Source organism: Bosea sp. BIWAKO-01, assembly GCF_001748145.1.
In the GTDB taxonomy this organism is placed as follows: Bacteria; Pseudomonadota; Alphaproteobacteria; order Rhizobiales; family Beijerinckiaceae; genus Allobosea.
The window spans coordinates 4,657,924-4,678,227 of the sequence record NZ_BCQA01000001.1; the positions used below are offsets into that span (position 1 = coordinate 4,657,924).

Genomic DNA, 20,304 nt, shown 5'->3' on the forward strand with positions numbered 1-20,304 from the left:
CGATGGTGCGAGAGAACGAGATCCGCGACCGCGAGGTCGCGGTCGCGCCGCCCGTGGCGAGCGATGCCGGGCTGGTCTTCATTGGCCGCATTCGGACGCCGTGGACGTCCCGGTTGACCTGCCCGCGCCAGGGGCGGGCCGATGGGCCGCTCTGCCGGATCGAGCTGTTCGAGCCCTGGGATGCGGCGCTTGCCGGAATCGAGCGCTTCGAGCGCCTGGAGGTGCTGTACTGGCTGCACCAGTCCCGGCGTGACCTCGTGCTCCAGAGCCCTGCAAGTGACGGGCAGACCCACGGCACCTTCGCATTGCGCTCGCCCGTCAGGCCCAATCCGATCGGCACCTCGATCGTCACGCTGGCCGCCCGGGAGGGGGCAGTGCTGCTGGTCCGTGGGCTCGATTGTCTCGACGAGACGCCGCTGCTCGACCTGAAGCCCGACCGCACGCTGTTCACGCCGATCGCGCCCGCTCAGCCGGGCGATTTCGAGGTCGGCGGTTAGTCTCGGGAGCTACCGCCCGGTGGGTGCTTGTGGATCGGGTCGATCCAGTAGACTTCTTCCGGCGCCTCGACCGGGTCGACATCGGTGATGTTGACCACCACGGCCTCGTTGTCGGAACGCACCAGTACGCATTCGAGCGGCTCGTCCGGATTGGCGTTGATCTCCTGGTGCGGCACGAAGGGCGGCACATAGATGAAATCGCCCGGCCCGGCCTCCGCGACGAATTCGAGCCGCTCGCCCCAGCGCATGCGGGCCTTGCCGCGCACGACATAGATCACGCTTTCCAGTGCGCCATGATGATGCACGCCGGTCTTGGCATTGGGTTGGATCGAGACCGTGCCGGCCCAGATCTTCTGCGCGCCGACCCGGGCGTGGTTGATCGCAGCCTGCCGGAACATGCCAGGCGTCTGGGCGGTGTTGGGATCGAGCTTGTCGCCGGTGATGACGCGCACGCCGTCATGTTTCCAGCGCGGCTCGTCATGGTCGTGCGAATGCGGCTGATCGTGTTCGGCCATCGGAAGGCTCCTTCCCTCCGGGAGGCTAGTCCGATGGGCGTCGCTGGCAAGCCTCAATACTTGATCACGCCAAAACGCCTGAAGGCGTCGTGGATGCGGTCGGCATAGGCGTTGAAGCTCGGGTAGTCGCCGAGATGGGCGGGGCGTGGCCGCGGCAGCTCGATCGCGATTTCGTCGACGATGCGCCCGGGCGTCGGCGACATCACCAGTACGCGGTCGGAAAGGCCGATGGCCTCGTCGATGCTATGCGTGATGAACACGACCGTCTTGCCGGTTTCCAGCCAGAGCATTTCGAGGTCGTGCCGGATCTGCGTGCGGGTGATAGCGTCGAGCGCGCCAAAGGGCTCATCCATCATCAGCACCGAGGGATTGTGGATCAGCGCCCGGGCGATCGAGACGCGCTGCCGCATGCCGCCGGAGAGCTGTTTCGGATAGCGATCGACCGCATGCGAGATGCCGAGCTTGGCGAAGAGATCGAGTGCACGCTCGCGTGCCGGCGCCAGCGGCAGGCCGCGGATCTCGGCCTGGAGCATGACGTTCTCCAGAGCGGTCCGGAACTCCAGCAGCAGGTGGTCCTGGAAGACGATGCCGATATCGGTGAGCGGCTCGGTCAGTGTCCGACCGTCGACCAGCAATTCGCCTGCGCTGACCGGCATCAGGCCGGCCGCCATGAGCATGAAGGTGCTCTTGCCGCAGCCGGAAGGGCCGATCAGGCTGACGAATTCGCCGCTCCGGATATCGAGGGTGAGACCGTCGACGGCGGTGAAGCCGCCGAAGGCCTTGATGACGCCGCGCCCCTGGATGGAGGCGGCGCCGGAACCCGAGCTCTGGGTCGCGAGGCTCATGGAGACCTCAGGAGCAGGCCGGTGCCGAGGCCGGCAGCAGCTCGGTCGAGTAATAGTCGGTGATCGGCTTGTCCTTGGGCAGGCCGAGATATTGCGTCAGCAGGTCGAAGCTGACGGTCCAGTTCTTCTCCGGCACCTTGCCGAGCGACGTCGCTCCCGGTGCGCATAACAGCTTGTTGACGACGTCGAACTGCGCGAGCACCTGCGCCTTCTTCACTGATGGGAATTGCGCCACCACGGCATCGGCCGCAGCGTCGGGGTTCTTGCGGGCGGCGTCCCAGCCTTGAAGGCTCGCCTCGACGAACTTCTTGAACAGATCGGCATCGGCCTTGATCCGGTCGTCGCGCGCAATCATCGAGAGTCCGACGGTCGGGACGCCGACATCGCGATAGAAGATGTCGCGCACCTTGAAGCCGCGCTCGCGGATCTGGATCGAATGGAAATCGGCTCCACCAAGGATGGCGTCGACCTTCTTTTCCAGCAGCGCCCCGACAAAGGCGCCAGGATCGATATTGATGATGTCGAGCTTGGTCTTGTCGATCTGGTTGCTGGCGAGGATCGCATCGAGCAGCGTCGTCTGGGCCGTGCCGGGCTGGACTGCGACCTTCTTGCCGATCAGGTCCTTGGGCGAGGCGATATTGCTCTCCTCGAGCGAGATGATGGCAAAGCCGTTGGTCTGCAGCACCGGGGCGATGATCTTCACCGGTGCGCCCTTGGTGCGCAGCTGCATCGCGGCCGGCGCGTCGGCGAAGCCGATATCGGTCTGGCCGGTCGCGACCATCTGCGCGGTGGTGCCCGAGCCCTTGCCTTCCTCGATGGTCAGATTGATGCCGGCCTTCTCGTAGAGACCGAGCTGCTTGGCCATCATGAAGCCGGCATTCGGCGCTGCGGCAAGGAAGTTGAGCGTGATCTTCATCGGCTTTCCCGCGCTCTGGGCGAAGGCCGTCGTTGTGCTGAGCGCGATCAGTGTTGCGGCGGCGATGAGACTGCGGCGGTTCATGTTGGTTCCTCCCATGATCATTGTCCGGTGCCCTGGTTCGAGCCGGGGCATTTCTTGGTCTTGGATAGGTCAGCCCTTTCGCTGCCAGGGCATCAGCAGCACTTCGAGTCCGTCGACGAGATAGCTGAAGACAATGCCGACGAGGCTGAGCGCAACGAGGCAGGCGAAGATCAGCGGCATGTCGAGGAAACTGGTGCCGCGCAGCAGCAGATAGCCGAGGCCGGCATTGGCGCCGACGAACTCGCCGACGATGGCGCCGGTTGCGGCGAAGACGGCAGAGACCTTCAGGCCGGAGAAGATATAGGTCAGTGCTGCCGGCACCCGGACATAGCGGAAGGTCTGCCAGGCCGAGGCGCCCATCGAGCGTGTCAGGTAGAGCACCCGCTCGTCGAGCGCCCTGAAGCCGGTCATGCTGGCGACCAGTGTCGGGAAGAAGCAGAGCAGGAAGGTCAGCAGCACCTTCGGGAACAGGCCGAAGCCGAACCAGACGACGAAAAGCGGCGCGATCGCGATCTTCGGCACAAGCTGGAAGAAGACGATGACCGGGTAGATCGCCTTCTCCAGGATCTTCACGGACACGATGATGTAGCCGAGCGGGATCGAGATCACCGCCGCCATCAGGAAGCCGAGCACGATCTCGTTGGCGGTCACCAGCGTGTGCTGGGCGATCAGGGCCCGGTCGATCCAGAGCCGCTCGAAGAAGGCGCTCGGCACCGGCAGGATGTATTCCGGGATGCCGGCCATCGGCACGAACCACTGCCAGGCGAGCAGCAGTACGGCAAAGCTGGCGAGGGGCCAGGCGATGGCGGAGACCCAGGCACGCGCATGTCCGGTGGCCGGAACAGATGTCGCGGAGGACGCCGCGGCAGGCGCGATGGCGCCATCGTTGCTCATGCCAGGGTTCCTGTCTGGAGAAGGGGATTGGGCCGCCCATTCAGCGAAGGGTTATGCAGTGACGAGCTCTGGCGACGGCGCAGCGGCCAGATCTCCGACATCTCGGCCGCGGCCCTCTGCAGGGCATCGGCGATCGCACCATGGCGCTCGGCCTGCATCCGGGCTGCGGGCCCGGCGACGCTCAATGTGCCGGCGATCGGCGCCTCTGCGCCCAGCGCGGAGCGGAAGGTCGTCGCCATTGCCACCGTACCGATTTCGCCTTCCTCCACGGCGAGCGCAAAGCCGCGCCGGCGCGTCTCGGCGAGATGGCTGCGCAAGGCTTCGACGCCGGTGACGGCGTTCGGGCCGGTGCGGCCCTCGGCTTGAAAGCCGCGAGCACACACGATGCGAAGCGCCTCGTCTTCGGGCAGGGAGGCAAGCCAGGCCTTGCCGGTGGCCGTGGCATGCAGGACGATTTCCGAGCCCATTGGCGGCTCGTAGCGAAGGCCAGCGGTCGCGCCCTGCGAACGGGCGATCCAGACCAGATTCTCCCCTTCGACCACGGCCAGGCGGCAATACTCACCTGTCGCCTGGGCGAGCCGGTCGAGCACGATCTGACCGGCATCGGGCAGGTGGCGAAGGTCGAGATTGCGGAAGGCGAGGAGCGAGAGCTTCAGGGTCAGCGCGTAGGCGCCACTTGCCGGATCCTGCGCGACAAAACCGCGCTCGGCGAAGGTCGTCAGCAAGCGGTGGGTTGCGCTCGCCGGCAGGTCGAGCCGCTCGGCAAGCGCGCCGAGATCGATGCCGGCAGGTTCTCCCGACAGCATTTCCAGCATCTTCAGCGCGCGGTCCACCGCTGCGATCGTCACCGTTCCACCCTTAGTTTCTTCTTTTTGGAATAGCATTCCATTTCGGAATTTGATTTCGTATATGAGCCGGGACAGGCCGAGTCAACGGGCCCTGCGATGGCTGGTGAGGGAGCGATCATGAGTTTGGCGGGAGAAGGGGCGGTCGCGATCTGGCACGACATCGCCCCGGAAGGGCGCGAGGTCTTCTATGCCTGGCATGGCCAGGAGCACATGCCGGAACGCGTCGGCATTCCCGGATTCCTGCGCGGCCGGCGCTATGCCGCGATCGAGGGCGGTCTCGAATTCTTCAATCTCTACGAGGCGCTCAGCGTCGAGGTCCTGAAGGGACAGGATTATACGGCACGCGTGAATGCGCCGACGCCCTGGACCCTTGCTGCGGTGAAGCATTTCCGCTCGGTCGCCCGCTCGATCTGCCGGGTGGCGCACAGCGCCGGGCCGGCGCAGGGTGGGCTGATCGCGACGCTGCGCTATGATGTGCCGGAAGCCCAGGCGGCGGAACACAAGTCCGCGCTGCTTCGGCAGCTCGTTCCCGATCTGCTGGCGCGACCAGGTGTCGCCGGCGTGCATGTGCTCACCGCCGATGCCGAGGCGAGCGGCGTCGCCACCGCCGAGCAGAAGGCGCGCGGCGTTGCCAATGCCGTCCCACGCTGGGTGCTGCTGCTCGAAGGCTGGGGAGACGAGGCTGAATTCGTGAGCCTGGCCAAGGCGGAGCTGACGGCTGAAAAACTCACGGCGCTTGGCGGCGAGGGGCCATTCAATCTAGGTCTCTATCGTCACCAGATCACCCGAACCAAGACTGCCTGGAGTGCGGGCTAATGACTGCGACCTACGACTTCGGCGGGCGCCGCGCGATCATCACCGGTGGGGCTGGTGGGCTCGGGCGTGGCATGGCCAAGGCGCTGATGGATGCCGGCGCCGAGGTCGAACTCTGGGACATGAGCGCATCGGCGCTGGCGCAGGCGAGGTCGGAACTCGGCCCAACTGTCAGCGTCCGCGAGGTCGACATCACGAATGTGGCGGCGGTCGAACATGCTGCCGATACCGTCTTTGCCGGTGGCCGGGTCGATATCCTCGTCAACAATGCCGGTGTGCTCGGCGAGGTCAAACCGGTCTGGGAAACCTCGCCGGAGAATTTTCAGCGCGTGCTGCAGGTGAACCTGTTCGGCGCCTATCTCGTGACGCGCGCGGTCGTCGGGCGCATGCGGGCACAAGCAGCGCGCCACACCACAAAGAACCCGCACCCGTTGCGCGGCCATGTCGTCAACATCGCCTCGATCCAGGGCAAGGAAGGCATGGCGATGGCGGCTGCCTACAGCGCCTCCAAGGCGGGGTTGATCGCGCTGACCAAGAGCGTCGCGAAGGAAACCGCGCGCGACGGCATCATCGTGACGGCGATCACGCCGGCCGCTGCCGAAACCGCGATGGCCAAGGAAATCTCGGCTGAGCGCCGCGCCGACATCCTTGGCCGTATCCCGATGGGCCGCTTCGTCGAGATTGAGGAGGTGGCCAGAATGGTGCTCTGGCTCTCCTCCGACGAATGCTCCTTCTCGACCGGTGGGATTTTCGATCTGTCAGGCGGCAGAGCGACTTATTGAGCCAAACTCCAGCGCTTTCTCAGATCATCGGATCGGATCTCGTGTCCGGTCCGATGATCCAGCCTTCCGCGTTTGCAACGGCTTTGCCAGAAAACCGCAATCCAGTTTTCCGGCCGATGCGTTAGCCCTTCCTGGCCGGCCCGGTTGCGATCGGCCGGTCGCTCGCACCCCATTCGGCCCAGGACCCGTCATAGATGGCGCGCGCCGGCTTGCCGATGGTCTCGAGCGCGGTCGAGAGGATTGCGGCCGAGACGCCGGAGCCGCAGCTGGTGATCATCGGCTTGTCCAGATCGACGCCAGCCTCGGTGAAGGCGGCGGCGATGGCTTCCGGCGAACGGAGTCTGCCATCGGCGATGATTGCCGGGAAGGGCAGGTTGAGCGAACCTGGCATATGGCCCGAGCGCACGCCGGCGCGCGGCTCCGGCGCCTCACCGCGGAAGCGGTCGGCCGGGCGGGCGTCGACGACCTGGATCGCAGCGCCATTCAGTGCACGCTCGACATCGCCGGCATCGGCAACGGCTGAGTGGTCGAGACGGGCGGTGAAGGTGCGGGCGGCGCGGGCACGCGGCGGGCCTTCCTCGATCGGGCGGCCTTCAGCCTGCCATTTCGGGAAGCCGCCTTCGAGGATGACGACGTCCTTTGCTCCGAAGGTCTTGAAGGTCCAGCGTACGCGCGCGGCCGAGAACAGGCCGAGCCCGTCATAGACGACAATGCGCATGCCGTCGCCGATGCCCATGGCGCCGACGGCGGCTGCGAAGGCATCCGGCCGCGGCAGCATATGCGGCAGATCGGACTTGGCGTCCTTCACCGTATCGATGTCGAAGCGCACTGCTCCCGGAATGCGCCGTGCGGCATATTCGGCGGCGGGATCGCGGGCATGCACGGGAAGATACCAGGAACCGTCGACCACCACGATATCGGGCGCGTTCAGGCGCTCGGCGAGCCATTCGGTGGAGACGAAAACATCGTTGCTGGCCATGGTCGGCGTTTCCTGCTGATGAGGCGAAGTCTGGCGGGCTCAGGCAAGCGCGATGCGCACGCGCCTGTTCTGCTTGCCCTTCTTCTCGATATCGGTGATCGCGACAACACCAATCTCGGAGGTGTTGCGGACATGGGTTCCGCCGCAGCGCTGGAGGTCGATGCCCTCGATCGAAACCAGGCGCACACGCCCCGATCCCCGCGGCGGCTTCACCGACATGGTCTTCACCAGACCGGGATTGGCGTCGAGTTCCTCGTCGGTGATCCAGCGCTCGCTGACGGCGGCATTGCGGGCGATCAGCGCGTTCAGCTTCTCGCCGATCTCTGCCTTGTCGAGCCCGCCTTCGGGAATGTCGAAATCGAGACGGCCGTCGCCATCGCCGATCGAGCCGCCGGTGACGGGGAAGGGCAGCACCACGCTGAGCAAGTGCAGCGCGGTGTGGATGCGCATGCGCTTCAGGCGGCGCTCCCAGTCGAGAAACAGCGTGACCGTGTCGCCGGGCTGAGGCGCGGCCTGATTTTCGAGCGGCACATGGATGACACGGCTCTTGTCCTCGGGATCGTAGATCGTGGTGCCGATTGCGATCTCGCTGCCGTCGGCAAGGCGAAGCCGCCCGGCATCGCCCGGCTGGCCACCGCCGGTGGCGTAGAGCACCGTGCGATCGAGAATGATGCCGCCGCGCTCGTTCAGTGCTTCCACCTTGGCCGGGGTCTCGGTGAGGTAGGCATCCTGGCGGAAGAGCAATTCTGTCGGCATCGGTCGTGGTCCTGATTCATCGGCGGCTGGCGCTGCGGCCGGCAGACTGCACCGATTGCGTGGCGTGCGCCACATGCCATGACGCCGTGTGGGGATTGCAGCGATCGAGGCGCTGCAGAAGCGGGACGGGCAGGGCGGCAAGGTTGCGCCGATCACTTGCGGGGCTGTATGTCCGGGGGGCCTCTCGTCTGGAGAATCCATGTCATTGCCGCGCATGCAGCCGCAGGACGGCGTCGCCTGGGTCACCGGCGCGAGTTCCGGCATCGGCGAGGCCGTCGCACTTGAACTGGCCGCTCGCGGCTGGACGGTGGCGATCACGGCGCGACGGCTGGAACAACTCGAGGATCTCGCACGACGCGCGACCGGGTTGCCCGGCCGCATCGTTGCCCATGCGGGCGACGTGACGGATGCCGCCGCAATGCGCGTGGTGGTCGATGCCATTGAGAGCGTGCATGGGCCGATCGCGCTGGCCTTCCTGAATGCCGGTGTCGCGCCAGTCACCCTACCCGGCGCGTTTGACATCGCGGCTCTCGAGACTGCTTTGGCGGTCAACACCCTTGGAGCAGCCAAGGGGCTGGCCGCCGTGCTGGAACGGATGAAGCCGCGGGGGCGTGGCCATATTGCGGTCAACGCCTCGATCGCCGGTATCGGCGGCCTGCCGAGAGCCGCCGCCTATGGCGCTTCCAAAGCGGCGACGATCTACATGTGCGAGGCGCTGAAATTCGATTGCGACAGGCTCGGCATTCGCCTTCAGGTCGTTAATCCGGGCTTCGTCGATACCCCCCTGACGCGCCGGCACGACTTCTCGATGCCGCTCCTGATGACCGAGGCCGTTGCAGCAAGACGCATCGTCGACGGTTTCGCGCGCGGCGGCTTCGAGATCAGCTTTCCCCGGCGGCTGTCATGGGCGGTCAAGCTGATCAACCTGCTGCCCTACCCGGTCTATTTCCGGGCGATCGGGTGGTTTACCGGCCGGGCGAAGCGAGAGCAGGCCTGAGCCGTCAGCCGAAGCGGCTTTCCAGCCAGGCGACGCCGAACCGTGTGATCGCGGCAGCATCGACGAGGATGCTTGCTGCCGCGCCGATCTGTCCCTGCCGGCCCTGTCCGGAGGCGAGGAATTCACCGACGATCCCGGCAAAGTAGTCTTCATCAAGCCCGGCAACGATCGGATCGCCCGTGTCGAATTCCTCGATCATGCGCCACAGAGTGCCGGATGCGGTCGCGAACGGGACCTCGCGGCGCAGGATGCGCTTGCCCGGAATCTGCGCGAGGTGCTCGGCGTGATGCAGCAGGGTCAGCGTGTCGCGGGGCGCGCCGACCATGAGAACCTTGCCGCCGATGGCGACGAGCTTCGCCAGCGGAGAACCTTCGCCATAGCCATAGTCGAGCGGGTGATCCTGCGTGATCCAGTCCTCCCTGGCACCGAGTGCTGCAACCGAAGCGCCGGGATTGCCACTGCGTTTGGCACCGGGGGTGGTGCGCAGGAATTCCGGCAGCACGCCATTGCCGCGAATGGCGCGTGACGACGCCGGATCGAAAGGCGGGAGATGAGCGCGCCAGGTTTCGGGAACGCGGCCCTCATCGTCGAGCAGGTCGTCATAGGCGCCGTCCCAGTCGGTATAGGCCAGCAGCGTTCCCTGAGCGCCGATTGTGTCGAGCAGGGCGCCGATCAAGGCATCGGGACCGTTCAGCAGCTGCCCGATGCGGCTCATCGCGGCATGGACCATCACGGTATCGCCGGGCTGCAGGCCGAGGCGCTGGAGGTCCGCACGCAGGGCCGCGCGGGTAAGGAAGGCGGGGAGTGTGTCCGACATGCGAAATTGATCCGGCGCTGACTAAACGTCATGGCCGTGACGGACGATTGTGGCGCGTTTCAGATTGTCCGGCAGGTTTTGACGATGAGATCGACGAACCATTGCATCGCCGGGTTCGAAGTCGCGCGCAGTCCATGCACGAGGTCGATCGCGAAAGCCGGAACCTCGTAGGGAAGGGGAAGGATCGCCACGCCCGCCACATCGGCAAAGCGCCGGGCGATTCGCTCCGCCATGGTCGCCACGAGATCAGTCCCTGCCAGTACAAAGGGCACCGCCACGACATGCGGAAGCGTGACCGCGACCCTGCGCTTGTGTCCGTGTTCCGACAGAATGGCATCGACGGCACTCGGTGAGCCATCGCCTCCCGCTGACGAGAACAGGACATGGGGCAGGCGCACGAAATCAGCACGGTCGAGCGAGATGCCCGGGGCGGCGTGGGATGCATCGCGAACGCAGGTGAAGCGCTCCATCAGCAGGGACTGCCGGGTTGTGCGGGAGGAGACGGGCAGATGGCCACCGATCAGGGCATCGACCTCGCCGCGTTCCAGCCGCGCCAGGCTCTCGACCGCATCGGTGATGGGACGCACGGTGAGATCGACCCCCGGCGCGTCGCGCCGCAGCGCTTCGACAAGGGCCGGCACGATGACGAGGTCGCCGTAATCCGTCACTGCGATGGTGAAATGCCTCCTCGCCGAGCGTGGATCGAAGCCCGGCCCGGAATCCAGCGTTCTGCGAATCTGTTCCAGCGCCTCGCTGACCGGCCTGGCCAAGGCAAGCGCCCTGGCGGTCGGCTGCATGCCCTCGGCCGTCCTGACGAGCAGGTCATCGCCGAACAGGGCCCGCAGGCGGGCTAGCGCGCTGCTCATCGAGGGCTGCGCCAACCCGATGCGCTGCCCGGCACGGGTCACATGGCGCTCCTCCATCAGGGCCTCGAAGGCGACGAGGAGATTGAGATCGATCGCAGCTAAATTCATGGTGACGATTATGGTCATGCCAATAATCGATTTCCAAGATGGCAATATGCCTGCGTATCGTCTGCGTCCAAAGCAAACGGGCGTGTCTCATGCGATCCAATCTTCCGCGCCTGATCCCGCGCGGGCCGACATTGCTGGCGCTCGGCGTCATGCTCGGGCTGCTCTTTCCCGCGCTCGCCGAGCTGGCGCGCCCGCTGATGCCGGCGGCGATCTTCCTGATCGTGCTCGGGACGCTGCTGCGGATCGACATGATTGCAGTGGTCGCCGTGTTCCGACGTCCTTCGCTGTCGGTCTTCCTGCCCTGCGTCGCGATGATCGCATGTCCGATCCTCGCAGGCATCGCGGCGCATCTGATCGGCCTTGCCCCGGAGCTCGCATTGGCGCTGGTTCTGGCCATGTCGGCGCCACCGTCGAGCGGCACTGCGGCGGTCGCAAGAATGCTGGGGCTGGATGGGGCAGTGCCGTTGGTCGTCACGCTCCTGTCCATGGCCTTGGCGCCCGTCACCATACCATTGCTGGCAAGCTGGTCCGGCGGGCTCTCCGTCGCGCCTCTCGACCTCGCGCTGAGGCTTGCGCTGCTGATCGGAGGGGCTGAGGGCGTCGCACTCATCCTGAGGCGGTACGCGGCGGCCGCGCTGGCCGTCCATGGCGCCGTGGTCGATGGCATCACCGTCGCAGCGTTGCTGGTTTTCGCTCTGGCGACCATGGCCGGCATGCGCAGCCAGATCGAGAATGATCCGCAGGCGGCCATCATCTGCCTGGCACTCGCCTTTGGCTGCAATCTCGGCATGCAGCTTGGCGGGGCTTTGATGCTGCGGGGGGCTCTGCGCGAACGCCTGGCCGTCGGCCTGATTCTCGGGAACCGCAACGTCGGTCTGGTCTGGTCGGCGCTTGGTGCCGCGGCAACACCGCGGATGGCCCTTTACTTCGCAGCGACTCAGCTGCCGATCTACATCATGCCGCGTCTGCTCGAGGCGCTGCTCGCACGGTCACGCAAGGATTGTCCGGTCACCGGAATCCCCAGTCATGCCATGTCAACCGAAGGGAACGCCGATGACACGATCTGATCTTACGCCGGAACTGGCGGCTCGCTTTGCCGCCATCGCGCTGGGGCACGTCCGGCGTGAATACCCCAACAAGCCTGACCATGTCCTGGCCGGCCCCGAGGACGCCCGGACACCGAGAGATCTCCATCCGGTCTTCTATGGCAGCTATGACTGGCATTCCTGCGTTCACAGCTACTGGATGCTGGCGCGCCTGCTGCGGCGCTTCCCCAGCCTTCCGCATGCCGCGGATATTCGCGCGCTGTTCGACGAGCAGTTCGTCGCCGACAAGATCGCGGTCGAGTGCGCCTATCTTGCGTCACCGACGGCGCGCGGCTTCAAGCGGCCCTATGGCTGGGCATGGCTTCTGAAACTGGCCGAGGAACTGCACCTGCATGACGACCAGCGCTGGTCGCAGGTGCTCACGCCACTGGCGGACGCTTTCGCTCAGCGCTTCCGCGACTTCCTCCCGCTCGCGACCTATCCGGTCCGCGTGGGCACGCATTTCAATACGGCCTTCGGCCTCAGGATGGCGGCTGACTATGCTGCGGTGACGCGGGACGACGCCTTGGTGGCGCTGCTGCGCGACACCGGCAGGCGCTGGTACGGCGGGGATACGGATTGCCCGGCCTGGGGCGAGCCGAGCGGCGACGACTTCCTGTCCTCCGCACTGATCGAGGCGGAATGCATGAGGCGCCTCCTGCCGGGGGATGAATTCCTGCCCTGGTTCGACCGCTTTCTGCCCAGGCTTGCCGACAGCGGACCGGAAACCCTGTTCCGGCCAGCGACAGTCAGCGATCGCACGGACGGCAAGATCGCCCATCTCGATGGTCTGAACCTCAGCCGGGCGTGGTGCTGGCGCTCGCTCTCCGCGGCGCTGCCGCCCGGCGATTCGCGTCGAGTCTTGGTCGAGGACGCCGCCGCACGGCATCTGACGGCCGGGCTTCCCCATATCGCCGGCGACTATATGGGCGAACACTGGCTCGCGAGTTTTGCTGTGCTCGCGCTCGAAGGGTGAGGGCCCGCATCACTCAGGCTCGCGCCGGCTGCTTTCGCCGGCGCCGTCCGGTGGTTTTCGCAAACGCGATCTGACACAACTCCATAGAATCGGTGCGGAAGTCGGGGCAGGCGCGGAAGCGAGCATCGACGCAGCGGGCGCAAGACTCGCATACAGGCGACGATCAGCTCCAGCCGCCACCCGGAAATGCGGTGGTCGCAAGGCCAGCGCTCATGCCGCACGTTTATTCGCGCCCGAGCGACGCAAGGGCGGCGAGCGCACGCTGCCGACCAAAACCGAGATCAACGATCGGGTGCGGATAGGTTTCTCCGAGCCGGACGCCAGCGGCTGCGAGCTTGCCAGGCGGAACAGTCCAGGGGCTGTGGATCTCCGAGTCCTGAAGCTGACCGAGTTCCGGGATCCAGCGTCGGACATAGCCGCCGCGGGGGTCGAATTTCTCGCCCTGCGTCACTGGGTTGAAGATGCGGAAATAGGGAGCGGCATCGGCGCCAGATCCCGCAACCCATTGCCAACTCGCTGGATTATTGGCGGGGTCGGCGTCGACCAGGGTGTCCCAGAACCAGCGCTCGCCCTCGCGCCAGTCGATGAGCAGGTGCTTGATCAGGAAGGACGCGACGATCATCCGCACGCGGTTATGCATCCAACCGGTCGTCCAGAGTTCGCGCATGCCGGCATCGACAATCGGATAGCCCGTCAGCCCGCGTTGCCAGGCGCGCAGTGCGGCATCGTCCTGTCGCCAGGGAAAGGCGTCGAAACGGGCGTTGAAGTTCTGCTTTGCCAGGTCCGGATGATGGAAGAGCAAGTGGTAGGAGAATTCACGCCAGCCGATCTCCGAGAGGAACTTTTCCGCATCATCGGGGCTGCCCGGGATTTCCCCCGCATGCCGGGCGGCCAGCGTGGCGTGCCAGATCTGGCGCGGCCCGATTTCGCCGAAGCGCAGATGCGGAGAAAGACGCGAGGTCGAGACCTTGTCGGGACGGTTGCGCCCTTCGCTGTAGCCTGCGATCGCCTCGTCGAGGAACGAGGAGACAGCGCCCGTGGCGCCGGCTTCGCCCGGTATCCAGGCCTCGCGCATGCCTCCAGCCCAATCGGGCGCGGTCGGTTCCAGCATCAGCTTCCCATGATCGAGGGCAAGCGGCCTCAGCGAATCGGGGAGAGGCAGCGGCCTCAGCAGCGTAGGGGCTGGCGCAGGAGCTGCGGGTTCGCCTCGGGTCCTGACTGCGCGCCAGTAGGGTGTGAAGACCTTGAAGGGCGTGCCGGAACCCGTTGCGACCTGCCAGGGCTCGTTGAGTAGGCTGGCATTGTAGCTCGTGACGGTGGTGCCGGCCTGGATCAGTTCGCGCTTCATCTCCGAATCAAGCGCAATGGCGGCGGCCTCGTAGCGGCGATTCCAGGTGACGAGGTCGACACCTGTCGCGGCCACGACCATGGGAATCAAAGTGGCAGGGTCTCCCCGCATCAGGACGAGTCTGCAGCCGCGCGCGCCCAGTTCTTCGGCAAGCGCGGCAAGAGAGCGCGACAACCACCAGCGCGCAGCTCCACCCAGCACACGCCGTTTCGGCGATTCGTCGAGGATGTAGAGGCAAAGGACGGGGCCATGGGCCGCAGCTGCGCAAAGGGCAGGATTGTCGGCGAGGCGCAGATCGTCGCGGAACCAGAACAGGGAGGAGGCGCTCATCCCTCCTGATAGCCTGCCTCCCGATAGCCTGCACCAGCGGCTCGCGCGAAATCGGCGCCGTCAAGGCGCCGATCCTGGGATTAGTGCAGGCCGGGATACGGCGCTACCAGCGGTAATGGGGGCGGCCGTAATACTGACGGTGGCGCCAGTGACCGCGTGCATAACCATAGGGCGGCGGGCCGTAATGGCGGCGGCCGTAATAGCCACGCGGAGGGCCGTAGCGATAACCGCGGGAATAGTGGCCCCGGCCATGGCGCCAGTCGCGATACTGGACCTGCTGAATGTCGGATGTCCCGCTCAGCAAGCCGGCAGCCGTGGTCGGCGGTGCTGCGAGTGCGACTGCGGGCAGGGCACCCGTCAGGCCCAGCATCACGGCCGAGGCGAGGAAAAGGCTTCGCATGATTCGTCTCCAGGTGAATCGGATCGACAGCATGGAAGCCGACCGGGCTCGAACCCATGATGAACGGGTTTGTCCGGAACCGTTCATGTCGTGCAAAGCGCTGTTCCAGCCACTGCCTGCGCAAGGCCGGCGTGGCCAGCGCGGCCGACAATGGCGCAAGCGAACACGAGCTGATGGCGACCTTCGGCTGGGAAACGGCGAAGCAGGCCCAGATCTACACGAAGAAGGCGAACCGCCGCCGCCTGGCGGGCTCAGGAGCCGCGAAAATCACTATCGGTCGGGCTGAAAACGGGAACGAAATTGTCCCGTCGGGGCAGGGAGTGGACCCTGCGCGGGGCATCAGCCGGAGAACGTCAACAGGACCAACGGCTGAAAAAGAGAGGTGGAGGCCTCGCCCGGAATCGAACCGGGGTGCAAGGATTTGCAGTCCTCTGCGTAACCACTCCGCCACGAGGCCATCCAGGGACAGTCACGCTGCGGTGATGTCCTAGGGCCGCCTATAACCACATGGCGCGCCGGGCCGCAACCGGGAACAGCAGCAATCGTCATGATGACCTATGGTCATCTGTGGATGAGCGGAATTCCTGCCATCGAAGTGTCTTAAAGGGCTTGCGCCCGGACAAAGGCGTCGCTATTACCCCGGCCATCGGTCCCGGATAGCTCAGCGGTAGAGCAATCGACTGTTAATCGATTGGTCGCAGGTTCGAATCCTGCTCCGGGAGCCAACACTTCTTCCATTCATGAAATTGATGCCCATGTGCCATCCCCTCCACGAGGGGCGGCAGCGTGTTGGCTCGCGATTTCAGAATCTTATGCGCATTTGCTGATCCGAACTCCCGGCATGCTCGCGAGCAATGCGCGGGCACCCTTGCGCGATCATCTCACTGCATCCGCCGAGGTTTTCTGATCAGGGTGTGGCCGTCAGGCGCCGATCGGAGGTGCGGGGGGGGGCGGAGCAGCCTGGAGAGGATGGGCCGACCCGGCTGGATGTCGTGATCGGGAGTGGGGGGATCACTGAGCGTTCGCCATTGTGCGGAATGGCCGTATCCAAACCGGTCTGATTCAGAACGCAGCGATCGCAGATCGGTCGAGATGTCACCGGCGAAATCCGGCTGGTCGAATCTTGGCCGGATTTCCTTGCGACGACGCCATTGGACCGTCTGTGGATCGGCGCGCATTTGCTCCTCAGATGTCAGAGCTCGCTGCAACCGAACCGGTGTCCCGTCGCGGCCATCTTGCCTTTTGCGACCGCCTCGAACAAAAGCTGAGGACGGCGAACACGCGCCGCGCAGACGGAGATTGAGGATATGGACAGCTTCACCGAGCTGCGCCGGATGATGGTCGATTGCCAGTTGCGGACCTATGACGTGACGGACCGTGCGGTTCTCACGGCTGCCGACCGCGTTCCGCGCGAGGCTTTTCTTCCCGCCGAACTCTCCCACCTTGCCTATCTCGACCAGTCTGTTGCCCTGCCGGGCACGAGCCGGGCGCTGATGACGCCGATGGTGATCGCGCGGATGATCCAGATGCTCGGCATTCAGCCTGGCGAGCGCGTGCTCGAATATGGCGGCGGCACGGGATATGGCGCTGCGTTGATGTCGGATATGGGCGCGGTTGCCACGCTTTGGGAGCCTGATGCGGCTGCCCTGGATCAGGCTCGGGGTGCGCTTGTGCTGGCTGGAGCTGTTGGCGTCACGCTCAGCGCCACACGGCCTGCCGAATCGCATTTTGATGCGGTTCTCGTCAGCGGCGCCTGCGAGATCATTCCGGAGAGCCTTTATGGTCTCGTTAACGATAATGGCCGTCTAATCCTGGTTGAGGGCCAAGGGCGAGCCGCGCGGGTGCAGCTTTATCAGAAGAGCGCGCAGTCCATGTCGGGAAGACCGGTTTTCGATGCTGCTGCACCTGTTTTGGAAGAATTTCGCCGCGTTCCGAGTTTCGTATTTTGATTCGGCAGTGTCGCATTTATGCGGCACTGCGCCATGGAAACGTTCGTTCGCGCCTTGGTGCGATTGGCGCGGGCCGCGGCTCCGAGTATGAATCACTACAACTATGCCGAGGCTGGGGCGATGCCTGGGCGAGACTTGAGTCCGCACAAGAGGCGTCCACGTGAACGAAAAAGAAATTAAGCGGAAGTCGGCCGGATACGGTCTCGCTGCGGTTCTGGCCACCGTTTTGGCCGCCAGCCAGATCACGACGGCTTCTGCGCAGACGATGGATGCATCGCTGGCGCGGGCTTACAATGGCAATCCGACGCTGAATTCGCAGCGCGCCGCGGTGCGCGCGACCAACGAAAACGTGCCCCAGGCACTGTCCGGCTACCGGCCGCGCATCACCGCCTCGGCGGATATCGGGGCGAGCCTGACTGACGCAAATCAGCCCGGAGCCGGCAACAGCACGTCCCGCCTGGCACCGCGTGGCGCAGGCGTCCAGATCGACCAGAACATCTTCGATGGCGGCAGGACCCGCAGCTCCGTCAGCCAGGCGGAATCGCAGGTGCTGGGTGCGCGGGCGACGTTGCGCAATACCGAACAGAACGTGCTTCTCGATGCGGCTACGTCCTACATGAACGTGCTGCGCGACACGGCGATCCTCAATCTGAACCGCAACAACGTCGAGGTTCTCGAGGAGCAGTTGCGCCAGACGCGTGACCGATTTCAGGTCGGCGAAGTAACCCGGACCGACGTCGCGCAGGCGGAAGCCCGGCTGTCGCAGGCGCAATCCGCGGAGATTCTGGCAGAATCGAACCTCAAGACCAGCATCGCGCGCTTTCGCCAGAATGTTGGCGTGGAACCAAAGCAGCTCGCGCCTGGACGGCCCATCGAGAACCTGCTGCCGAAGTCGCTGCCGGCCGCGCTAGACATCGCGCTGATCGGGCATCCTGCGGTCATCGCGGCTCTGCACGGCGTCGATGCGGCGGAGTTGCAGGTGAAGGTCACGGAAGCGGATCTCTATCCGACCGTGGGTGTGCGCGGCTTGGTTGCGCAGCGCTATGACAGCCAGATCTTTGGCGACAATCGCTTCTCGGCAAGCGCCGTGGCGACGCTGACGATCCCAATCTACGAGGGCGGCCAGGTCTACTCACGGACCAGGCAGGCCAAGGAGACGGCCGGCCAGCGCCGGATCGACGTCGACACGTCGCGCGACACCGTGCGTGCTGCCGTCGTCTCGGCCTGGGGCGCTCTTGATGCCGCCAAGGCGCAGATCATTGCGGCTCAGGCGCAGGTGCAGGCGGCTGAGACCGCGCTTGCCGGCGTCCGCGAGGAGGCCAAGGTCGGTCAGCGTACCACGCTCGACGTGCTCAACGCGCAGCAGGAACTGGTGATTGCCCGGTCGACGCTGGTGACGGCGCAGCGCGATAGGGTCGTCGCATCCTATGCCGTGCTTTCGGCCGTCGGCCGACTTTCGGCTGAGACGCTGAAGCTCAAGACTGCGGTCTACGACTCCCGCAAGCATTACGATCAGGTCAAGGGTCTGCTCTGGGGTACCCAGGTTCCTGACGGCCGCTGAGACGGCCTTGAGGGTTGATGACGGGGGCTGAGGCCCCCGTTTCTGTTTGGGCCGCCCGCTCTGCTGCACAGCCGGATGCACGGTGGGAGACATTCCGGCAACAGCCCCGATTTCTCCTGTGGGCGGGCCGGAACCCGCCTTGCTTGGCGCTCTTTGCGTGGAATACTCAACGTTGGGGCTGCGTTTGATTCGATCCGCGCGCCCGGTGTCGAGTGGTCGGACCCAGCATGAGCGCGCAACCCAAGCCCAACGAACCGTCGATGGAGGAGATTCTCGCCTCCATCCGCCGGATCATCGCGGATGACGAGGTCAAGCCCGCCGAGGCTAGCGCACCTGCGCCGGCGCCCGAGGCGCCACCCGTGCCGCCCCAGTTGCAACTCGTCGAGGAGATCGATGACGACGTGCTCGATCTCGGGGCCGAGGCGAGCCTGGTAGCATCACCGGCGATGGCTGAGCCCGAGCCTCCGGGCGTGGCGATCCAGCCCGGCCTGGATGTCGATTTCATCGAAGCGGCCGAGCCGGAGTTCAAACCGGAGTTCAAGCCGGAGCCGAAACCGGAGCCGCCGGCGCAGATGTTCGTGCCTCCAGCCTTTGTTCCGGCTCAGTCTGCGCCGCCATCTCTCGATATGGCCGCTCTGATTTCGGAGCAGGCCGGCTCTGCCGTGAACAACGCCTTCGGTGCGCTCGCCCACACAGTCCTGAGCAACAACGCGCGAACGCTCGAGGATCTGGTCAAGGATATGCTGAAGCCGATGCTCAAGACCTGGCTCGACGACAATCTGCCGACCATGGTGGAACGTCTGGTGCGCGCCGAGATCGAACGCGTCGCCCGCGGCAACCGGCACTGAGGCATTTCCGGTTCACCAGGACGAGAATGGCCGGCTCAGGTATCGGCCCGACACGTGGATTGCAGTTGCGATGCAACCACAGAAGGGTCGTCCGCCCGGATACGATATCCAGTCCGATGATCTAACGCCCGCGCAGCCGTCGGTGGGCCCGTTGTGGCATTCTGATGTCGTCAAAGGCGCCGGCATCGTGCAGCTGCTTGATGGCGAATCCGGCGACGGTCAACGCGGCGGTTGGCCCGCCAAGTCGTGAGACCAGCATCGCCAGGCCGACCGCGACAGGGCGTGAAAAACGTCCCGAAGCGGCTTCGACGGCGAGCCATGCTCCGAGACTGTGAACGAGGAGCTTCATCCGGTCATCCTGCTGAGCTTGAGGGGCGGGAACAATCTGATCGATGAAAGCCTAACCACCGAGACAGGGCGCGGTTCCGTATCTCCGTCGTTTGACGATTGCGTCGGGGCGTGCCTGATTCGGATCCGAAGGAGTGCGAAGCCGTCCTCGGAGGCAGACAGTTTCGCGAGCCCGACGCCACCTTCAGCGAGTCTCAACGCGAGGACTGATCATGAAGAAGCCCACGTCACGCATCGATCTGAAGTCCAACACCAAAACTGCAATGATCACCTTGCTCAATGCCCGCCTGGCGGACGGCATCGATCTTGCGCTTGTCACCAAGCAGGCCCACTGGAATCTGAAGGGCCCTGGCTTCATCGCTATCCACGAGATGCTCGATGGCTTCCGCGCCGAGCTCGACACTCATGTCGATACGGTCGCAGAGCGCGTGGCTCAGCTTGGCGGGATTGCGCTGGGCACAACGCAGAATGTCGCGTCGGGCACGACGCTGAAGCCCTATCCGACAGAGATCGTTGCGGTGAAGGATCACCTTGCCGAATTGATCGAGCGCTACGCCGAGACCGCCAAGACCGTCCGCACCGCGATCGACACTGCGGCTGAGGCTGGAGATGCGGACACGGCCGATATCCTGACCGGCTATTCCCGGGCACTCGACAAGGCGCTCTGGTTCCTGGAGTCGAGCGCGGCCTGACATCCGCATTGTCGAAAGCGTTGACGGGACGCCCACGCATGGGCTCTTAA

General features: G+C 65.2%; 22 protein-coding genes and 2 tRNA genes. 11 read left to right on the forward strand and 13 right to left on the reverse strand.

The genetic code is table 11. The annotated features are described in order from the left end of the window. Positions 1-2 precede the first annotated feature (2 nt). Positions 3-497: a tRNA (N6-threonylcarbamoyladenosine(37)-N6)-methyltransferase TrmO gene (gene tsaA, locus BIWAKO_RS21795; RefSeq protein WP_069880428.1), complete on the forward strand. Its 495-nt coding sequence runs from the start codon at positions 3-5 to the stop codon at positions 495-497. On the opposite strand, the gene BIWAKO_RS21800 is transcribed toward tsaA, so the two are convergent. From BIWAKO_RS21800 to BIWAKO_RS21820, 5 genes are all read right to left on the reverse strand, one after another. After that, the gene (locus BIWAKO_RS21800) at positions 494-1,012 is read right to left on the reverse strand and encodes a cupin domain-containing protein (protein ID WP_069880429.1); all 519 of its coding nucleotides are present in this window, start codon (positions 1,010-1,012) and stop codon (positions 494-496) included. The genes tsaA and BIWAKO_RS21800 overlap by 4 nt on opposite strands. Positions 1,013-1,065: 53 nt before the next feature. Then, entirely contained in the window at positions 1,066-1,857 is a 792-nt protein-coding gene (locus BIWAKO_RS21805) for an ABC transporter ATP-binding protein (RefSeq protein WP_069880430.1), read from the reverse strand. A 7-nt stretch (positions 1,858-1,864) separates the two neighbouring features. Further along, positions 1,865-2,857, reverse strand: a complete 993-nt coding sequence (locus tag BIWAKO_RS21810) for an ABC transporter substrate-binding protein (protein ID WP_069882686.1) — start codon at positions 2,855-2,857, stop codon at positions 1,865-1,867. Between the two features lie 69 nt (positions 2,858-2,926). Continuing rightward, the gene (locus tag BIWAKO_RS21815) at positions 2,927-3,751 is read right to left on the reverse strand and encodes an ABC transporter permease (protein WP_084651665.1); all 825 of its coding nucleotides are present in this window, start codon (positions 3,749-3,751) and stop codon (positions 2,927-2,929) included. Beyond that, positions 3,748-4,599, reverse strand: a complete 852-nt coding sequence (locus tag BIWAKO_RS21820; RefSeq protein ID WP_069880431.1) for an IclR family transcriptional regulator — start codon at positions 4,597-4,599, stop codon at positions 3,748-3,750. Before BIWAKO_RS21820 ends, BIWAKO_RS21815 begins: the two co-directional genes overlap by 4 nt. A 117-nt stretch (positions 4,600-4,716) precedes the next feature. On the opposite strand from BIWAKO_RS21820, the gene BIWAKO_RS21825 reads away from it, so the two are divergent. Both BIWAKO_RS21825 and BIWAKO_RS21830 read left to right on the forward strand, forming a co-directional pair. Further along, entirely contained in the window at positions 4,717-5,415 is a 699-nt protein-coding gene (locus tag BIWAKO_RS21825) for a hypothetical protein (RefSeq protein ID WP_069880432.1), read from the forward strand. Then, on the forward strand, positions 5,415-6,194 hold the full coding sequence (locus BIWAKO_RS21830; protein ID WP_069880433.1) for an SDR family NAD(P)-dependent oxidoreductase: 780 nt from the start codon (positions 5,415-5,417) through the stop codon (positions 6,192-6,194). The genes BIWAKO_RS21825 and BIWAKO_RS21830 overlap by 1 nt, the downstream gene beginning before the upstream one ends. A gap of 121 nt (positions 6,195-6,315) precedes the next feature. Here the strand turns inward: BIWAKO_RS21830 and sseA are convergent, their stop codons facing one another. Together sseA and BIWAKO_RS21840 are read right to left on the reverse strand one after the other, a co-directional pair. Then, the gene (gene sseA / locus BIWAKO_RS21835) at positions 6,316-7,173 is read right to left on the reverse strand and encodes a 3-mercaptopyruvate sulfurtransferase (protein ID WP_069880434.1); all 858 of its coding nucleotides are present in this window, start codon (positions 7,171-7,173) and stop codon (positions 6,316-6,318) included. 39 nt (positions 7,174-7,212) lie between these two features. Then, the gene (locus BIWAKO_RS21840) at positions 7,213-7,929 is read right to left on the reverse strand and encodes an alanyl-tRNA editing protein (protein WP_069880435.1); all 717 of its coding nucleotides are present in this window, start codon (positions 7,927-7,929) and stop codon (positions 7,213-7,215) included. Between the two features lie 199 nt (positions 7,930-8,128). Here BIWAKO_RS21840 and BIWAKO_RS21845 point away from each other — a divergent pair, with 199 nt between their 5' ends. Then, the gene (locus tag BIWAKO_RS21845) at positions 8,129-8,926 is read left to right on the forward strand and encodes an SDR family NAD(P)-dependent oxidoreductase (RefSeq protein WP_069880436.1); all 798 of its coding nucleotides are present in this window, start codon (positions 8,129-8,131) and stop codon (positions 8,924-8,926) included. A 4-nt stretch (positions 8,927-8,930) separates the two neighbouring features. On the opposite strand, the gene aac(3) is transcribed toward BIWAKO_RS21845, so the two are convergent. After that, positions 8,931-9,743: an aminoglycoside 3-N-acetyltransferase gene (gene aac(3), locus BIWAKO_RS21850; RefSeq protein WP_069880437.1), complete on the reverse strand. Its 813-nt coding sequence runs from the start codon at positions 9,741-9,743 to the stop codon at positions 8,931-8,933. Between the two features lie 59 nt (positions 9,744-9,802). After that, positions 9,803-10,735, reverse strand: a complete 933-nt coding sequence (locus tag BIWAKO_RS21855; protein WP_244523510.1) for a LysR family transcriptional regulator — start codon at positions 10,733-10,735, stop codon at positions 9,803-9,805. Positions 10,736-10,806: 71 nt separating this feature from the next. On the opposite strand from BIWAKO_RS21855, the gene BIWAKO_RS21860 reads away from it, so the two are divergent. Both BIWAKO_RS21860 and BIWAKO_RS21865 read left to right on the forward strand, forming a co-directional pair. After that, positions 10,807-11,784: a hypothetical protein gene (locus BIWAKO_RS21860; RefSeq protein ID WP_201788637.1), complete on the forward strand. Its 978-nt coding sequence runs from the start codon at positions 10,807-10,809 to the stop codon at positions 11,782-11,784. Continuing rightward, a complete protein-coding gene (locus BIWAKO_RS21865) occupies positions 11,771-12,778 on the forward strand; it encodes a DUF2891 domain-containing protein (protein WP_069880438.1) in 1,008 nt (335 codons plus the stop codon). The genes BIWAKO_RS21860 and BIWAKO_RS21865 overlap by 14 nt, the downstream gene beginning before the upstream one ends. Positions 12,779-13,001: 223 nt before the next feature. Here BIWAKO_RS21865 and BIWAKO_RS21870 read toward each other — a convergent pair whose 3' ends face one another. The 3 genes from BIWAKO_RS21870 to BIWAKO_RS21880 all read right to left on the reverse strand — a co-directional run bounded on the left by BIWAKO_RS21870 (position 13,002) and on the right by BIWAKO_RS21880 (position 15,313). Next, entirely contained in the window at positions 13,002-14,456 is a 1,455-nt protein-coding gene (locus BIWAKO_RS21870; protein ID WP_069880439.1) for a cryptochrome/photolyase family protein, read from the reverse strand. A 103-nt stretch (positions 14,457-14,559) separates the two neighbouring features. After that, positions 14,560-14,856: a hypothetical protein gene (locus tag BIWAKO_RS21875; RefSeq protein WP_069882689.1), complete on the reverse strand. Its 297-nt coding sequence runs from the start codon at positions 14,854-14,856 to the stop codon at positions 14,560-14,562. A gap of 383 nt (positions 14,857-15,239) precedes the next feature. Beyond that, a tRNA-Cys gene (locus BIWAKO_RS21880) sits at positions 15,240-15,313 on the reverse strand. Between the two features lie 193 nt (positions 15,314-15,506). On the opposite strand from BIWAKO_RS21880, the gene BIWAKO_RS21885 reads away from it, so the two are divergent. The 4 genes from BIWAKO_RS21885 (at position 15,507) to BIWAKO_RS21900 (ending at position 19,214) form a co-directional block, all read left to right on the forward strand. Then, a tRNA-Asn gene (locus tag BIWAKO_RS21885) sits at positions 15,507-15,581 on the forward strand. Positions 15,582-16,163: 582 nt separating this feature from the next. Further along, positions 16,164-16,805, forward strand: a complete 642-nt coding sequence (locus BIWAKO_RS21890; RefSeq protein WP_069880440.1) for a protein-L-isoaspartate O-methyltransferase family protein — start codon at positions 16,164-16,166, stop codon at positions 16,803-16,805. Positions 16,806-16,965: 160 nt separating this feature from the next. Further along, on the forward strand, positions 16,966-18,366 hold the full coding sequence (locus BIWAKO_RS21895) for a TolC family outer membrane protein (protein WP_069880441.1): 1,401 nt from the start codon (positions 16,966-16,968) through the stop codon (positions 18,364-18,366). Between the two features lie 260 nt (positions 18,367-18,626). Then, entirely contained in the window at positions 18,627-19,214 is a 588-nt protein-coding gene (locus BIWAKO_RS21900) for a PopZ family protein (RefSeq protein WP_084652309.1), read from the forward strand. A gap of 121 nt (positions 19,215-19,335) precedes the next feature. Here the strand turns inward: BIWAKO_RS21900 and BIWAKO_RS21905 are convergent, their stop codons facing one another. Then, a complete protein-coding gene (locus BIWAKO_RS21905) occupies positions 19,336-19,563 on the reverse strand; it encodes a hypothetical protein (RefSeq protein ID WP_069880443.1) in 228 nt (75 codons plus the stop codon). 211 nt (positions 19,564-19,774) lie between these two features. Here BIWAKO_RS21905 and dps point away from each other — a divergent pair, with 211 nt between their 5' ends. After that, positions 19,775-20,254 carry a DNA starvation/stationary phase protection protein Dps gene (dps, locus tag BIWAKO_RS21910; RefSeq protein WP_069880444.1) on the forward strand — a complete coding sequence of 160 codons (480 nt, stop codon included), beginning with the start codon at positions 19,775-19,777 and terminating at the stop codon, positions 20,252-20,254. The last annotated feature ends 50 nt before the right edge of the window (positions 20,255-20,304 follow it).